The following is a 19,329-nucleotide window of genomic DNA, read 5'->3' as shown; positions in this document are numbered from 1 at the left end:
TAAGGAAGGTGTCCGCCCGTCGTGGCGTCCCGTATCGGCCGGGACTCGTCGCCGCCTAATAGAAAAGACTGCCCTACATATGTCGGGCAGTCCTCGGGATGGTCTATGCTGACTTGCATTAAGGCTGCAGCGCCGGAAGCAGAATCGGCAACTCGGGCGTATGGATCGGCGCGGTTCTGGCCTTCGCCGATTGCTCGAACGAGTACGCCAGGCTCAGAAGCTTCTGTTCGCTGTAGGCCAGGCCGAAGAACGAGATGCCGACCGGCAAGCCGTCCTTGGTCCCGCCGGCCGGAACCGTCACCTCCGGGTAACCGGTAGCCGACGCGACGTAGCTGGCCGCGTACGTGTCGTACGCTTCGCACTTATACGTCGGATCTTCGCGGTCGAAACGCGGGGATGCGGGGCAGGACATCGTCGGGAAGACGATCGCGTCCAGCCGGTTTTCTTTCATGATTTTCTGAATTTCGCCCCGCGTCTCCGGTATGATCTTCTGCATGATTCGGTTGTACGACGGCGAGTTCTTGTTCGCCGCCGCGCCCAGCGCGGTCTTCAGTCCCTCGAGGCGTGCCGGGTTGACCGGCGTAGCCGAGCCGAGCACCTCCGGCGATTCGCTGATGTCAATGATGTCCTGAAGCGTCTTCGGCTGACCTTGCGGCAGGCGGCCAAGATACTTCTCCAGCTGTACCTTGAATTCCGCGTCTCCGACCGGGCCGAGCACCGGGGTCCACAAGTAGCTCGTCGTCTTGGAGAAGGTGACGGGCACGAACTGCGTCCCCATCCGCTTCATGCCGGCGATCGCCTTGTTAACGATCTCGTCCACCTCGGCATTGTCGCCGAAGAACTCGGCAGCAACGCCGATTCGGGCCGTCTTCAGCGAGGCGGCGTTCAATCCGGCGCTGTAGTCCGCGGCGTGTTTATCCGCGGCTCTCGTCGCGTAGTCGTTCTTGTCCGTGCCGGCCATGGCACCGAGCGCGATCGCCGCATCCGTCACGCTTCTGGCCAGCGGGCCTGCCGTATCAAACGATAGCGCGGCGGGGATGACGCCGCTGCGGCTGGTCAAGCCGAGCGTAGGCCTGACGCCGACGAGCCCCGTTACGTTGGCAGGTCCCCGGATGGAGCCGGACGTATCGGTGCCCAAGCCGAATACCGCAAAATCGGACGCGACGGCGGCGGCGGAGCCGCTGCTTGAGCCGGAGGCATCGCGGTTCAGGTTGTACGGATTGAGCGTCAATCCGCCAAGAGAGCTATAGCCCAAACGGCCGTAGGAGGCCGCAAATTCGGACATATTCGTCTTCGCGATCACGATCGCGCCGGCATCGATCAGCTTCTGAACGGCAAAGGCGTTCTTGGCCGGATATGACGATTTCAGTGCCACGGATCCCGCCGTCGTCGGCATGCCAACCACGTCGTAGTTGTCCTTCACGACGATCGGTATACCGTGCAGCTTGCTTCGCGGCCCGGTCGCCTTGCGTTCCGCATCCAATTGCTTCGCGAGCTCGACGGCCTTATCGTTCACCGTAATAATGGCGTTCACGCGCGGACCGGTCTTGTCGTACGCCGCGATGCGGGCCAAATAATAGTCGACCAATTGCTCGGACGTCGTTTGGCCCGAGACCAGCGCCTCGTAGATTTGATCGATGCTTTTCTCGAAAGGGTCGAAGCCCTGTTCCTTCGCGTCGGCGTTCTGCCAAGGAACGACGGCAATTGCCAATAGCAGCGCTAAAACAATTTTAAATAGGTTTCTCATAAATGATGCTGCTCCTCCCTGTTGTAGCCCATATATATATGTTAGATTACTTAACATAATTTAAGGGATGATGCGAATAATGTCAATAAATATCCTAGATTATACATGAAAAATCAGGTCCGTCAGACGACAACTACACTTTTATATACTTATATGTAAGAATTAATTACACAACGCCCGTTAGTGCAAAGAAGCTGCCATGCATATATGCTGGCAGCTTCTTGATTTTGAAAACATAAAAAGACCACGGGCACCCATACAAGCGGAAACTATTGCGTTTACTTAGATTAAACGAGATTACAGAGCCGCTGCGAAAGGAGGAAAAAAATGAACATCAAGGAGCGTTTGCGCGGACTGGGCTATCGGAATAATTCGATAAAATCGGCCCTGCTATCCTTTCAGAAGAATTCCGCATCAGTGCATCGAATCGGTTGCATCCGTTGACGATCCGGCGGTTAACCGAACTGACCCAGGGAAACATTCGCCTCAACCTGCTGGCCCGCATCATCTACAGCGAGTCGAAGGGCGAGCCGTACCGAGGCATGGTCGCGGTCGGAGCCCATTCACCGAAGCCCCTTCTATAGTGAATCAATAGCAAATAGAACAGCTGAATGTTCAGCTGTTCTATTTGCTATTGAATATTGTGTCACATCATAAATCAGATACGCATAAGCCTCGAATTAATTCGATAGTCTTAGCCACACCGCCATCTCGCCGCTGCCTCGGTTGCCCCATAAGCTGTACGGGATGGCTTTGAGCGGAATGCGCCCGGCCTCCCTGCGAAGCGGACGATAGAGCTCGCCGCGCCAGCTTTCCTCGCCGTCCTTGACGCCTACCCCTTCCAGGACGATGCCCCCTCCGCCCGGCAGCTCGGAGTCGAACTTCGCGTCGAACACGGCTTCCGGCGAGATGCTGATGGAGGCCAGCCGACTTCCGTTGTCCTTCTCTTCCAGGCAGTACACGAGCGGCCCGCGCTGCAGTGCGCCTTTGCCCGCGTTGCTGCGTACGTTCGGGTTCGCCTCCATGAGCTTAACCGCCATCGGAAGCGTCAAGCTCACGTTGTCGCCGCTGCGCCATGTCCGGCTCACGTACGCATAGCCTTTCTTCACGCGAACGCCTTCTGCCGGCTGTCCGTTAACGAAAATTACCGCGCCATCGCACCAGCCAGGAATACGCAGCGCAAGCGTGAATGCCGCTGCCTCTGCCAGTTCCAGCGTAAACGTCACTTCTCCGTCCCACGGGTACCGCGTCTCCTGCCGAAGCGATACCGATTGTCCCGCAAGCTCGACAATTGCCTCGCTGCCGATATAGAGATGTGTATATAGGGTATCCGTTCCCGCGGTATAGATGTACTCGCCTAGCGACGCCAGCAGACGCGCTACATTCGGCGGGCAGCAGGAGCAGCCGAACCAGGCTTGGCGCTCGGCTTTCACATGATGCAGGTCCGGATTGCGCTGCGAAGCCTCCGGCCACACCTCCAGTGGATTCACATAGAAGAAATGCTTGCCGTCGCAGGACATGCTGCCGACGACATTATTATAGAGGGCGCGTTCCAGTACGTCGGCATACGCACCGTTCGCTTCCAGCGACAGCATCCGCTGCGCGAAGAAAATGAGACCGATCGAAGCGCAGGTTTCCGCATAGACGGAATTGTTCGGCAGGTCGTAATCGAACGTAAACGCTTCGCCGAGATGCGTCGTGCCGATGCCGCCGGTGATATACATTTGCTTCGTCACCGTGTTGGTCCACAGTCTGCGGCAAGCCTCAAGCAGCGGCTCGTCGCCGGTATGCAGCGCCAAATCCGCCATAGCCGCGTACATGTATACCGCGCGTACCGCGTGACCGACCGCCGCGGCCTGCTCCCGAACCGGTACATGCGCTTGATTGTACGCCATATCCGGCTTCGGCGTTACGCGCCCTGTCCAGTGGGAGACGCCGCCCCTGGCCGACCATTCGTTCAGCAGGAAATTCGGTTCCTGTCCCCGCTCGTCGATGAAGAACTGGCTGAGCCGCAAATAGCGCTCCTCGCCCGTCGCGCCGTACAGCTTGACCAGCGCAAGCTCGATCTCTTGGTGACCGTCATAGCCGCGCAGCTGACCCGGCAGCGGGCCGAACACGGAATCGATATAATCGGCGAACCGGCACATGATATCGAGAAGGCTGCGCTTGCCCGTCCCGTAGTAGTACGCGACTGCCGCTTCCATGAAGTGGCCGGCCACATACAGCTCATGGCAATCCTGCAGATTCGTCCACCGGTTTCCGGGCTCCTTCACCGTAAAATACGTGTTGAAGTAACCATCCTCGCCCTGAGCCATGCCGACCAGCGCAATCGCTTCATCCGCCAGACGTTCCAGCTTCGCGTCCGGCCGGATCGCGAGACTGAAGCCGACGGCCTCCAGCCACTTGGCCAGGTCGCTGTCCTGGAACACCATGCCGCCGAACTCGCCCTGCTCCAGTCCAGCCGCGATTCGGAAGTTGCGGATCGCATGACTCGGCTCGGCGCCCTGAATGCGGTCATTCAAGGCTTCCCATTGGTAAGGGATGACCGTATCTTGAATCAGCTTCTGGTACGCCGACCAGTAGCTGTCCGTTATCGTTACCAGCTTGAGCGGGATCGGCTTGCTGTGTGCTGTCATAGCGTATTCAACCTCCACATTTTTTCATTTATCGAACCTTTCATATCCGTATTCTATCTTGTATAGTGGAGAGGAAATAGACGCATTTTGACACCATTTTTATAAAATATGAACCTATCCAATATCGCCTCAAGGAGGGATCGCCCGCCATGTATGAACCTGCAGTTGTCTCGTTCCCCCCCCCGCCGATGCCCTATTATCTGGAATGCGGCAAATCCGTCTTCCAGCCCGGCGAGCAGCATCCCAGCCGCAGCAATCTGCGCGTATTCGATTTGCTGATTCTGTTATCGGGCACGCTCTATATCGGCGAAGGCGACAAGCAATGGGCGCTGACGAGCGGACAAACGCTGCTGCTCCTGCCGGACCGTTACCATTACGCCGTGCAGCCCTGCCGGGAGGAGACGATTTTCTATTGGATGCATTTCAAATGCGAGGGAAGCTGGGAGGAGTTCGCGGCGCATAATGAGCCGCTGCGAAGACCGGAGGGGGAAGAAGGGGGATCGCTGCACTATACGATTCATATTCCCAAGCATTGGACGATTCCGGCCCCGAGGACGACGTACGACCAGATGGAGGCGTTGATCAGGCTCGGCACCGAGAAGCGGTCGGCCGCGTTCTGGAACGAACAAAAGTTGTTCCATGATATTCTTCAATCGCTGGACGAGAGCCGGAGAGCGACGTACGCGTCGCCTTCCTTCCATGTCGCCGAACGAACGGAAGCCTACATCAAACAGCACTATGCGTCAGCACTCACCAACACGGTCCTTGGCGAGGCGCTTCATTTTCACCCCGGCTACATCGTGCGATGCATGAAGGAGATTTACGGCTGCACGCCGCAGGATTACTTGCTGCGCTACCGCATCGAGCGGGCCAAGCTGCTGCTCATCAAGACCGAACGGGCCGTGGCCGCTATTGCCGAAGACGTCGGCTTTCACGGGACGCCCTACTTCTCCGTCTGCTTCAAGCTCGCAACCGGCCAATCGCCCTTGCAGTACCGCAAGCAATTCGCCGCGGAAGCCAGCCGGCAGCAGGTGCCTGAATAGTTGCTGGCCATTAGATACCGTCAGCATGCTGCTGATGCCGTCCCGCAGGCATCAACGGTGCCTCTCCGCAGTTGTTCGCCATAACGGAAAGCGTAAGCCGCGGCCAAGGCCGAAATAGGGCATGCATGCAAAAAAAGCTCCCGACATGTAGTCAGGAGCCTGGTCAGCTGCTTGCTATAGGAATCAGAAGAAACCGAATAATAACAAGGAATAGATGAGAAACGTCTTGCCCCAGCGCTTCTTCATGAAGTCTTTGCCGCGATGAATGCGCGACTTGACCGTGTTGACGGGAATATTGTTGGCGCGCCCGATGTCTTCCATCGACATCTCCAGCACATACCGCTGATACACAACACTCTTGTACTTGTCAGGCAGTTTGTCGATCATCTCCGCCATTTTCGTCGAAAGCTCGCGTTCGATCACTTCTCCTTCCGGAGAAAGAGCCGTATGCGGGATAACGTCGTGCAGCGAGAGATTCTGTTCGGAGTGAGCCGTGACAGGCTGATCAAGAGGAAGCGGCGGTGCTTTGCGGCGGCGCAGCAAATCCAGACAAACGTTCTTGCCGATATGGAAGATCCACGTCGAGAAGCGTTTGTTTTCATCGAAGCGGTTCAAATTCAAATACACCTTCAGAAACGTTTCCTGAACGACATCCTCGCACTCCGACTTGCTGCGGAGAATCCGATGCGCCATGTGAAACAATTTATCCTTATAGAGCTCAACCAGTTTGTTGAAGGCCATCTGGTCGCCTTGTCTTGATAACATGACTAACTGTGCCTCGTTCACCGCAATTCTCCTTTACCACCCGTCATCCATCTATCTTTTATTATAGCAGGAAATTAAAGAAACGCATCTGTAAAAGCATGCGTTTTTTGTGACCAATTAGGAGGCTTGGACACCAGCAGAAAACGACAATTCGGTTGGCAACGATTAACATCTGCGCTATGATTTAAATAGACAAGATTTTACCAATTGCGACAGAAGAGATGTGGTCAAATGAGCCTAAAGGAATCCCTGATCCCCCTAATTGCCTACCTGCTGCCTATTTTATTTTTTATGTATATGGGCATTGACGTGCTGCTGCGGAATCTCCGAAGCGCCGAGCATCGTCTAGTCAGCGTCATGATCGGTTGTTATTTGCTCTTGTTTCTGGAGGAATACGTGCGCTTCCAGCTGCCTATGTCCTACAGCGGCATCCTCGCGGCCAAATGGTTCAGCAATGTCGGCATCCTAATTCCAGGCATTGGCATACATGTGCTGATGAAATTCGCCCGTTTCGACAAGCGAATGCCGCGTTATCTCTATCCGTACGTGTTCTACGTGCCGCTGATCGTTGTTGCAGCCAACCTCTTCAGTTCGAAACGGATCATTTCCACGGACATGTTCGTACAAGCCGGCATCTGGAAAATGCCGATCCTCAACCTGCCCTACTACATTACGATCACCGTCAGCTTGTTCGTCAGCGCCTTCTTCCTCCTGTTCATCGCCAAAGGAAAATCGAACGCTGCCACCCCCGAGCACAAAGCCATCTTCACCTTGCTCAGCACAGGATCCATCCTGGTGCTCGTCTGGACGGTGCTGACGGGCTACGTTGACATGAGCTCGTTTCTGCCGCCTTATCCGTATATCTACGCAGGCTTGATCTGGGGCTTCACGCTGCGGCTGGCCATGATCAAATTTGATTTTCTGAATTTCGAAGACAAGAAATACGAGAAATTATTCAATCTGAACCCGGCGGCGATTCTGCTCATCGACCTGCAGGGCAAGATCAAAGAAATCAACCCCAGCGCCAGACATCTGTTCCGGCCCGTCACCTTGGAAGCACGGCTATTCTATGATTTGGTCGGGGATTCGGTCAAAGCGCGCATTCTCAGCCGGCAAGCGATTGTCGATTTCGAGACAACGGTACACGCAGAGGAGCGGCGGCTGGACGTGCTCGTGGATGGCGATTACGTGCTGGTGGACAACGAACCGCATACCATTCTCATCATCCGAGACATTACCGCGCAGAAGGAGAACCAGAAGGTCATTACGTTCATGGCGTATCACGACCCGCTGACGCTGCTGCCGAACCGCCGATACTTCTACGAGAAGTTCGAAGAAGCCATCCAAGACGCCCGGACGCATCGCGAGCAGCTGGCCCTCATCCTCATCGACCTCGATCTCTTCAAGGAGACGAACGATACCTACGGCCACAAGGCAGGCGACGAGGTGCTGAAGCATGCGGCCAAGCTCATCGGCGAGACCGCGGCGCATCAGGGCATGGCGGCCCGTATCGGCGGAGACGAATTTGTGTTCTTCCTAAGCGGAATCGCGTCAGCGGCCGATGTCGGCGAGCGTCTAAAGCAGCTGCAGCGCCGGTTCACTGACGAGCGCTTGCTGTTCGAGGGCCACGTCATTCCGATCGGCACGAGTATCGGGGTTAGCTTCTTTCCGCAGGACGGCGATGACAGCGACGCCCTGCTGCACAGCGCGGACGAAGCGATGTACAAAGTCAAACGGAACGGACGGAATGATTTTCAATTGAATGCAACGTTGTGACGCCGTGCCGGAGCTGGCAGCAGCGCAAAGAGAGGAGGCTCTCCCCGAGTGGGAAAAGCCTCTCTTTTGTTTGCGCCCTGGCTGAATGCTCATTACCTCCAGCATCGTATTTAAACCTTCTGAATCTGAAACGCAAACGTCCACTGCGCCGTGTTTCCCGAGTAGCGGCCCCGATTCTCGACGACGGTAACGTGCAACGCCTTCGTGATCGTCTTCGTCACGGAAGCGGCCTTAACCGTCGTGCTGGCTTCGCCGTCATCCGGGTATTTGTCCTGCTCCTGCGCTTCGGCTTTCAGCTTGATCGTGTCGGTCGATTTGACGTTCAACGTCACCGAGCCGCCCTCGTCGATCGGTTTGCCGTTGACATACGCGCCGCTCCACCATTCGTTGCCGACATGATTGTTCTCGTCCAGCGAAGCGCCGACGAAGGTGACCTTGATCTTCGTCGTTTTCCCGGCTGCTGATACCGGCTGTGCCAGCAGCAGGACAAGCAGCATTGCCACTATCATCCATCCCGCGCGTTTCATCGCTCTCTTCCTCCCCGTCGTTCTCCGGCCCACCGGAGAATCTGTTGATTCGCAATCCCCAGTATATCCCTCAAGTCTGGCTAAATCACGCTTTATTTTCGCCTGCTTTCCCAGGTATCTCGTTCCATGCAAAAACGGCGTTCCCCGCTGCCGCATGGCAGTAAGCAACGCCGTTCTCAGATAATTTGGCGCTCCCTACAACGACCGCCGATGCTCTTTCCGAAGCCGCGAACCGCGGGTACAGGGACTATTGCACTTTAATATTGTTGTAGAACTTCTCTTGCATTTTCTTCGCGGACGCGTCAAGCACGGCTTTCACGTCGACGTCTTTCTTCGAGAAGATCTCCTGCACGTTGTTCGTCATCTCCGCATAGTAATCCTGCGTGTTGAACTGCTCTTCCAGCTTCCCGTCCAAGAGGCTCGTGATTTCAGGGCTGTATTGGTAGACGTTGTCGTACTTGTCATAGACGGCTTTCACCTTCTGTCCTTACTCCGAGTTGTCCGTGAAGTATTGGATGACTGGCGGAATGAAGTATTTGTTGTCCTTCTTGCGCTGCTTGATGCTGGCTTCGACCGACTCCAAGCCTTTGTCGGAGAAATAGTCGAACGTCGCATATTTAAATGCCATCTCCTGCTACCGCGTTTGCGGAAGATTGCCGTCACAAGAACCCGCTATACTCCGGCTCACTAGGTATACCTCGTCTCATTTCATATCATCCTTTTCCCTACTATTCATTTGACAGCGGTTCCAGCATAATGAAACAGAGGTTTAAATTAACGATACCCTATCTGGAGGTAATGATGACGAAACTAATTCCGCTGCAACGCCGGGACATTCAAGCAAGCCAGCTCGTGCTGGGCTGTATGAGGCTCGGGGGCGATTGGAACGCCAAGTCGCCGATTACTGCCGAGCATTATAAAGAAGGCCATGAAGCGCTGGATGCCGCGCTTGAAATCGGCATCAACATGTATGACCACGCTGACATCTATACGCGCGGCAAAGCCGAGCGCGTCTTCGGCCAATTGCTGAAGGAGCGTCCATCGCTTCGCGGGGACATCATTCTGCAATCCAAATGCGGCATCCGCTTGGAGGAAGAGAATTTGCCGCATCAATTCGATTTCTCGGAAGCCCACATCCTTCGCAGCGTGGACGGGACATTGGAACGTCTGGGTACGGAATATCTCGATATTTTGCTGCTGCATCGGCCCGATCCGCTCGTCGATCCAGAAGAAGTGGCGAGCGCGATCAGCAAGCTGAAAGCATCCGGCAAGGTTCGCCACTTCGGCGTATCCAACATGAGCCAAGGGCAGATCCGCCTGCTTGCCGCTTATAGCGACGAGCCGTTCATCGTGAATCAGCTGGAGATGAGCCTGCATAAGACCAGCTTTGTCGACACGGGCGTTACCGTTAACCAAGAAGCGTCCCGAAACAGCGTGTTTCCCGAAGGGACGATGGAATACTGCCGTCTGGAAAACATTCAGCTGCAATCCTGGGGCCCGCTCGCGCAGGGCATGTATTCCGGGCGCTCGCTGGAAGGTCAAAGCGAGTCCGTCGTCAAGACGGCGAAGCTCGTAGCAGAGCTGGCCGAGCAGCAGGATACGACGGCTGAAGCCATCGTGCTGGCCTGGCTGATGAAGCACCCCGCCGGCATTCAGCCCGTCATCGGCACCATCAATCCCGCGCGCATCCGCGCCTGTAAGGACGCGACGAAGGTACAACTTTCGCGCGACGATTGGAACCGGCTGTATGCCGCTACGCGCGGGAAGTAGCGCGAAGCAGCGCTTCAGAGCGAAGCATTACCATAGTTAAGTAGAAACCTGAATGCCCGCATCGATCCGATGGCCCAACGAGGCGGAATCGCTCCTCCTTCCCCATGCCGGTGAGGAGGAGCGATTCCGCGCTTGCCAGGCGGCGTACGGCTATCAAGTTCCGCTGCAGATCAGCCAAACCGGGCTGCACGGCGGCAAGCTTGCGCCTCGGCAGAGCCTGCTGAATCGGAGCAGCACGGGGCGCTGTCGAACCTGAAAGTCAACGTGGACCGCGGCGACTGGATTGCCCGCTGGTACAACTTATCCGGCGAGTCGGCCGAGCTCAGCATGAGCGCGGAAGGGTTTGTTCATGGCAGCGCATACGCAAGCAATGTGCTGGAGGAGGTCGGCGCTCCCCTCCCATGGGGCGCCGGTCCTCCCAGTAACCGGCCATAATCATAAGCGTCGGATTTGACACGGGTGCACACTTGCGCTCTTCCTATGCCGGCAGGAGCAGATGATGTATCTGCTCCTACCGGTTTTTGCATATGAGGGAGAGGCAGGCGCGGTTCCCACCACAAGAAGGCTACTGGATCACCTTCTTGCGCCTAATTCGGCGGTTTTCCTCTCAAGAGGGCTACTACATCACCCTTTTGCGCCTAATTCGGCGGTTTTCCTCTCAAGAGGGCTACTGGATCACCCTTTTGCGCCTAATTCGGCGGTTTTCCTCTTAAGAAGGCTACTACATCACCCTCTTGCGCCTAATTCGGCGGTTTTCCTCTCAAGAAGGCTACTACATCCCCTCTTGCGCCTAATTCGGCGGTTTTCCTCTTAAGAAGGCTACGTCATCACCCTTTTGCGCCTAATTCGGCGGTTTTCCTCTTAAGAAGGCTACTACATCACCCTCTTGCGCCTAATTCGGTGGTTTTCCTCTCAAGAAGGCTACTACATCCCCTCTTGCGCCTAATTCGGCGGTTTCCACCGCAAGAAGGCTACTATATCACCCTTTTGCGCCTAATTCGGCGGTTTCCACCGCAAGAAGGCTACTATATCACCCTCTTGTGCCTAATTCGGCGGTTTCCACCGCAAGAAGGCTACTATATCACCCTCTTGCGCCTAATTCGGCGGTTTCCACCTCAAAAGGGCTACTACATCACCCTTTTGCGCCTAATTCGGTGGTTCCTACCGCAAGAAGGCTACTACATCACCCTTTTGCGCTATTTCCAGCGCCACCTCCCTCACCCGCCCAACAAAAAATACCCCGTCAGCCATAACAAGGCCGAACGGGGTATTTGCTTTATAGCATCTCTTACAGTTTCGCCAATGTTTCCGTCAATACCGGAACGATTTGCGACTTGCGGGATACGACGCCTTTCAGCACCGCTTTGTTGTCATCCAGCTTCACGTTGTAAGCTGTTTCGACGGCGCCGGCCATTTTGCCCAGTGCCAGTGCAACGGAATCGTTGTTCAGGATATCCGTGACAACGAGGACGAACAGGTCCAAACCTTTGTCCGCGATGATTGCATTCAGCGCCGCTTCAACTTCAGCTTGGCGGGACAGAACATCGTTCACGTCAACCGCGTTCACTTGAGCGATTTCGACTTTGTAGCTGCCCATTGCGAATTCTTTCGCATCCAGGGAGATCAGCTGCGCAACCGTTTTTTGGCTCAAGTCGGCGCCGGCTTTCAGCATTTCAAGGCCGTACGAATCGGCGTCAACGCCTGCGATCGCCGCAAGTTCGCGTGCCGCAGCAACGTCTTCCGGCGTACAAGTCGGCGATTTGAACAGCAGGGAGTCGGAGATGATTGCGGACAGCATCAAGCCTGCGATGCTGCTCTCGACAGCAACGCCGTTCTCTTTGTAGAGCTTCAACAGAATCGTAGCCGTGCAGCCAACCGGCTCGCAGCGGTAGTACAACGGGTGGCTGGTCTCGAAGTTTGCGATCCGGTGGTGGTCGATTACTTCAAGCACACGTACCTTATCGATGTCGCTTACGCTTTGTTGGCGCTCGTTATGGTCAACCAGGATAACGGTGCCCGTTTCGTTCGAAACCGTTTCCACCAAACGCGGAGCAGCCGCTTTGAATTGGTTAAGCGCGTATTGCGTTTCGCCGTTCACTTCGCCAAGACGCACAGCTTCAACCTCTTGTCCAAGCTTGGTTTTGAGGTCTGCATAAGCGATTGCCGAGCAGATCGTGTCTGTGTCTGGATTTTTGTGTCCGAAAATCAATGTTTTTGACATCTGAATACTCCTTATCCCGTCATGTATTTGGGTGCACGGACCGCAAGACGCCGCCCTTATAAATCCCTAACCGCTATTATACCTGTAAATGACATGAATTCCTATTCCATTACATGCAAATCGTTGACCGATTTATTACATTTCGTCGAAAAGCTCCGGTGACCGGTCCGCCTGAAGCCTCCGCTCCACCGCCTCAAACAGTGATGCCAGAAACAGATCCGTCTCTTCTTCCTTCAGCACCCCGAGTACGGGGAAGGTTACCTCCGTTCCGCCCCATTTCTGCTTGTAAAAGGCTTTTCTTATCGCGTTGCCCCCATCACGCTTCAGCGGATTGTACGTCCACTTCAGATGGGACGGCCGTCCGCCGTCATCATAGACGAGCTGGCGAATCTCCGCATGCGTCGTGGATTTGTCGCCGGCGTATAGGACGGCATAGTAGCTGTCGTTGCGATGCCAATCGATAAACAACAGATACAGCGCTCCGCCTTCCAATCGCTTCACGTGATAAGCGTTCACGAGCGGCTTGCCGTTCGCCCATTGATGAAAGCCCTGCAGCGGTAGGCCATCCATGCTGATCCGCGTAATATCATAGGCACTGACGATGCCGGCGCTGCTTCGCTCCAGCCATGCCGATAAGGCCTCCGCTTCCTCTCGATTCATCGATTCCAGTCCCCCTCTTCAAGAAATCAATCCAGCTTCGGCACCTCTCGCACCTCATGGCGCGAGAGGCGAAGGTACGTGGTACTATCAATCTAGTCTCATTGTACGCCGCCGTTCCGGCAACGCAAACAATAGGCTGTTCATTCCGACGCTATAGAGGAGCTGTCCACCCTAGGCGCCTTCCTTTTCACGCGCACAGAACGCTCCAGCATGGTATAATTTGGCCAACTGCACCACCATACCATCATCTATCTTGTGGAGGAGATCCATTCATGTTCGAGCATCTTGTTATCTTCAAATTCAACGCCGCCATCACGCCGGAGCACGAACAGGAGCTGCTGAACAAGCTGCTCGCGCTTAAAGGCGTCATTCCCGGCATCGTCGACTTATCGGCGGGTATGAACGTCACCGAAGAAACCGACAACAGGCACGGTTATTCGCTCGGCCTTCGCGTCACGTTCGAGAATCAGGATGCGCTTCGCGCATATGGTCCTCATCCAGCACACCAAGATTTCGTCCAAGCATTGGGCGGCGTGCTTGAGAATGTCGTTGTCGTGGATTACCCCGTAACGTAATGCCTGTAAGTCAGAAGCAAATGACAAGCCCGGCGGCTCCGCCGGGCTGTTCCTGTCTGCGCCGCAGCGTTATAATAGAAGCAAGGCGCAGAAGATTTGCGCGGCATCGACCGTTTTGCTATACCATTTCGTCCAATTCGGGCACAAGCCCCCGCTCAAGCGCAAGAACTACCAGGCAGCACGCCTTCCAACCCGGGCATTGGGAGGACGTCTGATGAAATAGGAGGCAGCAACGACCATGCGATTTCTCGATAACGGCAACAACCATGACCCCGCTTGGAATTTGGCGCTTGAAGAATATGCGCTGCGCCATCTGGCTGGCGATGAAGATTTTCTTCTGTTCTACATTAACGAACCATCCATCATTATCGGCAAAAACCAAAACACCGCCGAAGAAGTGAATGCTTCCTTCGTGGAATCGAGCGGCATTCATGTCGTGCGGCGATTGTCCGGCGGCGGCGCCGTCTATCATGATCTCGGCAACTTAAACTTCAGCTTCATTACGAGAGACGACGGCAAGTCCTTTCATAATTTCCGCAAGTTCACCGAGCCGGTCGTAGAAGCGCTTCGCAAGCTTGGCGTGGAAGCCGAGCTGACAGGCCGCAACGACCTTCAGGTCGGGGAACGCAAAATTTCCGGAAACGCCCAATTTGCGACGAAAGGCGTCATGTTCAGCCACGGAACGCTGCTTTTCAACTCCGAGGTGGATGCCATCGTATCCGCGCTCAACGTCAACCCGTTGAAATTCGAGTCCAAAGCGACCAAGTCCGTCCGCAGCCGTGTCGCCAACATCTCGGAATTTCTGAAGGAGCCGCTCACGATGGAGCAGTTCCGCCGCTTCATTCTGGAATCCGTATTCGGCAGCGGCACGGACATTCCGGAATACCGCTTAACCGAAGCTGACCTGAAAGCCGTCCAAAAGCTCGCCGATGAGCGATACCGCAGCTGGGATTGGAACTACGGCCGTTCGCCGGCCTTTAATGTCCGTCAGGTGAAACGGCTGTCCGCCGGAACCTACGATGTCCGGCTTCAAGTGGAGGGCGGCGTCATCGCAGAAGCTTCCGTGTACGGTGACTTCTTCGGCACCGGCGAGGTGTCCGAGGTGACGGACAAGCTTGCCGGCGTCAAGTATGACGCAGCCTCCGTTGCCGAAGCGCTTGCCGATGTGGATCTTACCGTCTATTTCGGTCCGGTGGACCGTGAAGAATGGCTGGCCCTATTGTTCTAAGGACAAGTATGCCCTACATTATACAATTCGCTGAATGGGAGTGAAATGGGAGATGAGTCAAGCCGAGAATGTGACCTCCTTTAAAGCACTGCAGTTATGGCGGGCGATTCCGCAGCAGCTGCGGGACAGGCTGGTGCGGAACGTGTTTTGCGGAAAATGCGGCGGCGCGGTTGAAATCGTCGATTACAGCATTCGGGAAGAGAAGCATGCCCTTCTGCTGACCGGCAAATGCCGGACATGCGGCAGACCGGTTGCGCGCGTCGTCGAGAATGAATAAGATCTTGCCTAATAAACAGGCGACCGCTCGTCCGGTATGATCCGGGCAAGCGGCCGCCTGTTTTCGCGGCGCTGCCCCATTTAATGAAGCAAACCACCAAAATCCATTTAAATCTAAAATAAAGTTTTAGATTGCTGCTGTATTGAGATCAATTACTTCCCCGTCATCTGGCACTACAGCAGCATGCTCCAGGCCCCTATCCTTTAGAAAAGATCGAAGGTGTTGGCGCTTGAATGTGCAATGGCTGATTGCATCCATATGTACGGCTATAAGTCTCGTGGTTGGAAATAACTCTGCAATACGAACGATATCTTCAGCTGTCATTGTGATGATGGTTCCTAACAGCATCTGTGCGCGGGGTGTATTCAAGACGGCAGTATCTGGTTGATATTCGCGGAAGGCCTCTTCTATAGCAGGAGTATAGATGCAGTCGCCAACGATATAAACTGAGCCATCAACTGGTGTGCTTACGATATATCCGGATACCGGTCCGAGCAGCTTAGCCGCGAAGCCTGGAGCATGACGTCCTTTTATACGTTTCATCTGGATGCCGCACCATTCAAACGACTGTTGAATTGCATATACATTGATAAATCCGGCTTTATGTAAGAAGGCTTGATCCTCTGGTTGACAAAAAACAGGCATTTTTTTATTCAGTACGGACAGGGCTTTCTTATCCAAATGGTCAAAATGGCGATGCGTCAGAAGTATTGCGTCCATGTGATTGAAAAAATGCAGCGGAACAGGAAGAGGCGTCAACGGATTTCGGCGAAGTGAACGAGTGAACGGAACCGGCGGAAGCTCGCCTGTATCACTTAACATAGGATCGATCAATATTTTTTTACCGTTCACGTTTAAAACCGATGTAGCGTTTCGTATGTGTTGAAACGACATGCCCATCGCAATCACTCCTTGTATTTTAATACCGACCGGTCTGTTTTAAAATTAACATAGTCCACTAGACAGATCAAGCACAATTTTCCATTTACATATTGAGTGCAAAAGTAGAGTGTGATAATTTAAGACCATTCGGTACTTTTGAAAGAGGGATTGCTATGGGTAAAGGGCAAGATACAAAAGAACATATTATTCGTCAATCCGCTGGGTTATTTAATACGAAAGGGTATGGAGGTACATCTCTGTCGGAGATTATGGAGCGTGCCAATATTCGCAAGGGGGGCATCTACAACCATTTCGAAAGTAAAGACGAAATTGCGCTAGGCGCATTTGACTTTATGTTTGCTCAGTTAAAAAACGTCTTGACGGAGGCGATGTCTGAGTGGTCCGAGCCAACAGAAAAAATACTAGCGATCTGTGATGTTTATATCAATTTGATTGAACAGAATATCTGCGAAGGCGGCTGCCCCATATTGAATACCGCTGTTGAGAACGACGATGGCCATCCTCTGTTAAAACAAAAAGCACAGTCTGCAATGAATGAACTAATGACGGGGCTCGGCGAGATTATCAAGGATGGCATCAAGCGGCAGCAGTTTCGAAGCGATATCGATGTCGAGGCCGCGAGCAGTGTAATCATTGCTCTAATAGAAGGCGGAGTTATGTTGAGTAAATTGTATAATGACAATAAATATATTCGGCATTGCGCGAACCAAGTAAAGGTTTATATTCATGGAGACATGGCAGTCTAGCAGTCAGCTTTTTATTCACTATCCTGCGAAGAGACAACCACGTATGCAATGCATTGACTCTTTAAAGTTTCATAGCGTTATCCTTATTTAGAGACGAGCTGCCCCTAGGGGCGGCTCTTTATTATTTACATTATTTTTTCTTGCCAATCACTCAAATTTGAGTATAATGACTGATGAGAGTAATCAAATTTGAGTATGTCTAGATTGAAAGGAATGATTCTTTTTGGATGCAAAACGAAGCAATATGAAGCTCGTTATCGCAGGTCTGCTCCTCGGCTTGTTCATGGCCGCGCTGGATCAGACGATCGTATCCACCGCCATGGGCACGATTATCAAGAAACTCGGAGGACTCGATAAATTCATCTGGGTCTACTCCGCTTACATGATTGCCATGGTCGTATCCACACCGATCTTCGGCAAATTGTCCGACATGTACGGACGCAAACGCTTCTTCTTGACCGGGCTGATTCTATTCATGGTGGGCTCCATTCTGTGCGGGACCGCGAATAACATAGACCAGCTCATTATTTACCGCGCGGTTCAAGGGGTTGGCGGCGGCGCGCTCATGCCGATCGTCTTCACGATTATTTTCGACCTGTTCCCTGCCGAGAAGCGCGGGAAAATGATGGGTCTCTTCGGCGCCGTATTCGGCATCTCCAGCGTATTCGGGCCCATTATTGGCGGACTCATCACCGATAATATCAGCTGGCGCTGGATATTCTATATTAATGTACCGATCGGCCTTCTGGCCGTGCTGTTCATCGTGCAGGCTTACCACGAGACCAAGGTTTCGCGCAAGCAGATTATCGACTGGGCCGGTGCCATTACACTTACAGCCTGCGTACTCTTCCTAATGTTCGGCCTGCAGCTTGGCGGGTCAGACGGCTGGGCCTGGGATTCGGTCAAGACAATCTCGCTCTTCGTCGCTGCCGCAGTTCTCTTCGTCGTGTTCCTGCTCGTCGAGCGCGCGGCGAAGGACCCTATTATTAGACCCAGCTTGTTCAACAGCCGCGTCGTCACGAGCAGCATGGTAATCAGCATGCTTTACGGGGGCATTTTGATTGCAACTTCTTCTTATATTCCGCTTTTCATTCAAGGCGTATTCCATAAGACGGCAACGCAGACGAGTACGGTCATGATTCCAATGATGCTCGGCGTTGTCGCAAGCAGCCAAATCGGCGGCCGCGTCGTCAATAAATTCCGCTATCGCGACATCATGCTCGTGTCCGTGCTCGTGCTGATTCTCGGTACCGCGCTGCTCGGATTCAGCATGGACACGTCGACAAGCCGTTTCATCGTCAGCTTATACATGGTCATCGTCGGACTTGGACTCGGCGTTTCCTTCTCGCTGCTGAACATTTCGACGCTCAATGCCGTAGCGCCGCAGTACAAAGGCTCTGCTTCGTCGCTCATAACGTTCTTCCGGACGATCGGCTCCGCGCTTGGCATCGCCGTATTCGGCGCCATTCAGAAGGCTTCGTTCCAATCCGGCGTTCAAACCACGTCGGACGTCAGCCCGGCAATGGCTGCTCAGATCAAAGGCGGGCAAGTGCTGCTTGATCCTGAGATGCAGAAGAAAATGAACCTCCCGCAGGACGTCGTGAACAACCTGCTGAACCAGTTCGCACATTCCGTCATCCACATCTTTCAATGGTCTCTCCTGCTGCCGGTCGTGGGGTTGGCCTTCGTATTGCTGATGGGCCGCGCACGTCTTGAAATCAAGAAGCCGGGCGCACAAGACGCTCCCGGCAAGCCTGGCCAACAGCACGATGCAGGCAAAGTAGAACCGACCTTCCACGGAGGATAACAGCATGTCAATGAGGCTCTTAATTTTAGGGCTGTTAATGGAACGCGAGCAGCATCCCTATGAAATTCGGCAGACGATCAAGCTGCGCAATTGGAACGAAAGCTTCCGGCTTCGTGATGGATCACTTTATTATGCAGTGGACCAGCTGCGCCAAGACGGATTCATCGAAGCGGTGGAGGTCATCCAAGGACCTGATCATCGTCCCGACAAAACGATTTACCGCATTACGGACAGCGGCCGCGAAGCGTTCGTCGGTCTGCTGCACGAACAGTTCAAGCTCACGTCCTATCCGCAGAACCCTTTGTTTCTCGCCATGCCCTTCGTTCGCCACGGCGACCGCGAACAGGTCGAGGCGCTGCTCGTGAAGCAGCTTGCGGACTGCGAGGCACGCGTTGCGCGGATGAAAGCGATCATGGAGCTGAAGGGACATTTGATCCCCCGCGGCTCCTCCCTCATGATCGAGGGCTTCATCCAGTTTGGGGAAACCGAGATTGATTGGATTAAGAAAGTGATTGAGGAAGCGCGGGGAGGCAGCCTCTTCGAGGCGCATATGCTGACCAGCGAGCAGGTCGAGGCTTATGTTAAAGGATTGAAGGAATTCGATAAGGCGAACCCAAGTCCGGGTTCTGAGAAGAAATAAGGCTTTAG

19 protein-coding genes are annotated in these 19,329 nt (G+C 54.1%); 10 read left to right on the top strand and 9 right to left on the bottom strand.

Annotated features, from left to right (window positions below; genetic code table 11):
* Positions 1-118: 118 nt before the first annotated feature.
* Positions 119-1,747: an amidase family protein gene (locus KXU80_RS23985; protein WP_219835636.1), complete on the bottom strand. Its 1,629-nt coding sequence runs from the start codon at positions 1,745-1,747 to the stop codon at positions 119-121.
* A 680-nt stretch (positions 1,748-2,427) separates the two neighbouring features.
* Entirely contained in the window at positions 2,428-4,383 is a 1,956-nt protein-coding gene (locus KXU80_RS23980; RefSeq protein WP_219835635.1) for a glycoside hydrolase family 127 protein, read from the bottom strand.
* Between the two features lie 149 nt (positions 4,384-4,532).
* On the opposite strand from KXU80_RS23980, the gene KXU80_RS23975 reads away from it, so the two are divergent.
* Entirely contained in the window at positions 4,533-5,426 is an 894-nt protein-coding gene (locus KXU80_RS23975) for a helix-turn-helix transcriptional regulator (RefSeq protein ID WP_219835634.1), read from the top strand.
* 183 nt (positions 5,427-5,609) lie between these two features.
* Here KXU80_RS23975 and KXU80_RS23970 read toward each other — a convergent pair whose 3' ends face one another.
* Entirely contained in the window at positions 5,610-6,191 is a 582-nt protein-coding gene (locus KXU80_RS23970) for a sigma-70 family RNA polymerase sigma factor (RefSeq protein ID WP_219835633.1), read from the bottom strand.
* Positions 6,192-6,422: 231 nt separating this feature from the next.
* Here KXU80_RS23970 and KXU80_RS23965 point away from each other — a divergent pair, with 231 nt between their 5' ends.
* On the top strand, positions 6,423-7,967 hold the full coding sequence (locus KXU80_RS23965; RefSeq protein WP_219835632.1) for a GGDEF domain-containing protein: 1,545 nt from the start codon (positions 6,423-6,425) through the stop codon (positions 7,965-7,967).
* Between the two features lie 110 nt (positions 7,968-8,077).
* On the opposite strand, the gene KXU80_RS23960 is transcribed toward KXU80_RS23965, so the two are convergent.
* The 3 genes from KXU80_RS23960 to KXU80_RS23950 all read right to left on the bottom strand — a co-directional run bounded on the left by KXU80_RS23960 (position 8,078) and on the right by KXU80_RS23950 (position 9,122).
* A complete protein-coding gene (locus KXU80_RS23960; protein ID WP_219835631.1) occupies positions 8,078-8,494 on the bottom strand; it encodes a hypothetical protein in 417 nt (138 codons plus the stop codon).
* 247 nt (positions 8,495-8,741) lie between these two features.
* Positions 8,742-8,972, bottom strand: coding sequence for a hypothetical protein (locus KXU80_RS23955; protein ID WP_219835630.1), 231 nt, complete (start codon positions 8,970-8,972; stop codon positions 8,742-8,744).
* Between the two features lie 9 nt (positions 8,973-8,981).
* The gene (locus KXU80_RS23950; protein WP_219835629.1) at positions 8,982-9,122 is read right to left on the bottom strand and encodes a hypothetical protein; all 141 of its coding nucleotides are present in this window, start codon (positions 9,120-9,122) and stop codon (positions 8,982-8,984) included.
* 173 nt (positions 9,123-9,295) lie between these two features.
* Between KXU80_RS23950 and KXU80_RS23945 the strand changes: the two genes are divergently transcribed.
* Positions 9,296-10,264, top strand: coding sequence for an aldo/keto reductase (locus KXU80_RS23945; protein WP_219839210.1), 969 nt, complete (start codon positions 9,296-9,298; stop codon positions 10,262-10,264).
* 132 nt (positions 10,265-10,396) lie between these two features.
* Positions 10,397-10,699: a glycosyl hydrolase-related protein gene (locus tag KXU80_RS23940; RefSeq protein WP_219835628.1), complete on the top strand. Its 303-nt coding sequence runs from the start codon at positions 10,397-10,399 to the stop codon at positions 10,697-10,699.
* Positions 10,700-11,552: 853 nt separating this feature from the next.
* Here the strand turns inward: KXU80_RS23940 and KXU80_RS23935 are convergent.
* Positions 11,553-12,485 (bottom strand): manganese-dependent inorganic pyrophosphatase, encoded by a 933-nt coding sequence (locus KXU80_RS23935; RefSeq protein WP_219835627.1) that lies wholly within the window; start codon positions 12,483-12,485, stop codon positions 11,553-11,555.
* A gap of 135 nt (positions 12,486-12,620) precedes the next feature.
* Positions 12,621-13,145: a hypothetical protein gene (locus tag KXU80_RS23930; RefSeq protein ID WP_219835626.1), complete on the bottom strand. Its 525-nt coding sequence runs from the start codon at positions 13,143-13,145 to the stop codon at positions 12,621-12,623.
* 272 nt (positions 13,146-13,417) lie between these two features.
* Between KXU80_RS23930 and KXU80_RS23925 the strand changes: the two genes are divergently transcribed.
* The 3 genes from KXU80_RS23925 to KXU80_RS23915 all read left to right on the top strand — a co-directional run bounded on the left by KXU80_RS23925 (position 13,418) and on the right by KXU80_RS23915 (position 15,225).
* Positions 13,418-13,720, top strand: coding sequence for a Dabb family protein (locus KXU80_RS23925; RefSeq protein WP_219835625.1), 303 nt, complete (start codon positions 13,418-13,420; stop codon positions 13,718-13,720).
* A 238-nt stretch (positions 13,721-13,958) separates the two neighbouring features.
* On the top strand, positions 13,959-14,948 hold the full coding sequence (locus tag KXU80_RS23920; RefSeq protein WP_219835624.1) for a lipoate--protein ligase: 990 nt from the start codon (positions 13,959-13,961) through the stop codon (positions 14,946-14,948).
* 52 nt (positions 14,949-15,000) lie between these two features.
* Positions 15,001-15,225: a hypothetical protein gene (locus tag KXU80_RS23915; RefSeq protein ID WP_219835623.1), complete on the top strand. Its 225-nt coding sequence runs from the start codon at positions 15,001-15,003 to the stop codon at positions 15,223-15,225.
* A gap of 126 nt (positions 15,226-15,351) precedes the next feature.
* On the opposite strand, the gene KXU80_RS23910 is transcribed toward KXU80_RS23915, so the two are convergent.
* Positions 15,352-16,125: an MBL fold metallo-hydrolase gene (locus tag KXU80_RS23910; RefSeq protein WP_219835622.1), complete on the bottom strand. Its 774-nt coding sequence runs from the start codon at positions 16,123-16,125 to the stop codon at positions 15,352-15,354.
* Positions 16,126-16,280: 155 nt separating this feature from the next.
* Here KXU80_RS23910 and KXU80_RS23905 point away from each other — a divergent pair, with 155 nt between their 5' ends.
* From KXU80_RS23905 to KXU80_RS23895, 3 genes are all read left to right on the top strand, one after another.
* Complete coding sequence (locus tag KXU80_RS23905; RefSeq protein WP_219835621.1) at positions 16,281-16,874, top strand: TetR/AcrR family transcriptional regulator; 594 nt, start codon at positions 16,281-16,283, stop codon at positions 16,872-16,874.
* A 223-nt stretch (positions 16,875-17,097) separates the two neighbouring features.
* Entirely contained in the window at positions 17,098-18,681 is a 1,584-nt protein-coding gene (locus tag KXU80_RS23900) for an MDR family MFS transporter (RefSeq protein WP_219835620.1), read from the top strand.
* Positions 18,682-18,685: 4 nt separating this feature from the next.
* Positions 18,686-19,321 carry a PadR family transcriptional regulator gene (locus tag KXU80_RS23895; RefSeq protein ID WP_219835619.1) on the top strand — a complete coding sequence of 212 codons (636 nt, stop codon included), beginning with the start codon at positions 18,686-18,688 and terminating at the stop codon, positions 19,319-19,321.
* The last annotated feature ends 8 nt before the right edge of the window (positions 19,322-19,329 follow it).

It is taken from the genome of Paenibacillus sp. R14(2021), assembly GCF_019431355.1.
In the GTDB taxonomy this organism is placed as follows: Bacteria; Bacillota; Bacilli; order Paenibacillales; family Paenibacillaceae; genus Paenibacillus_Z.
This window is presented reverse-complemented; position numbering and strand designations above follow the sequence as displayed.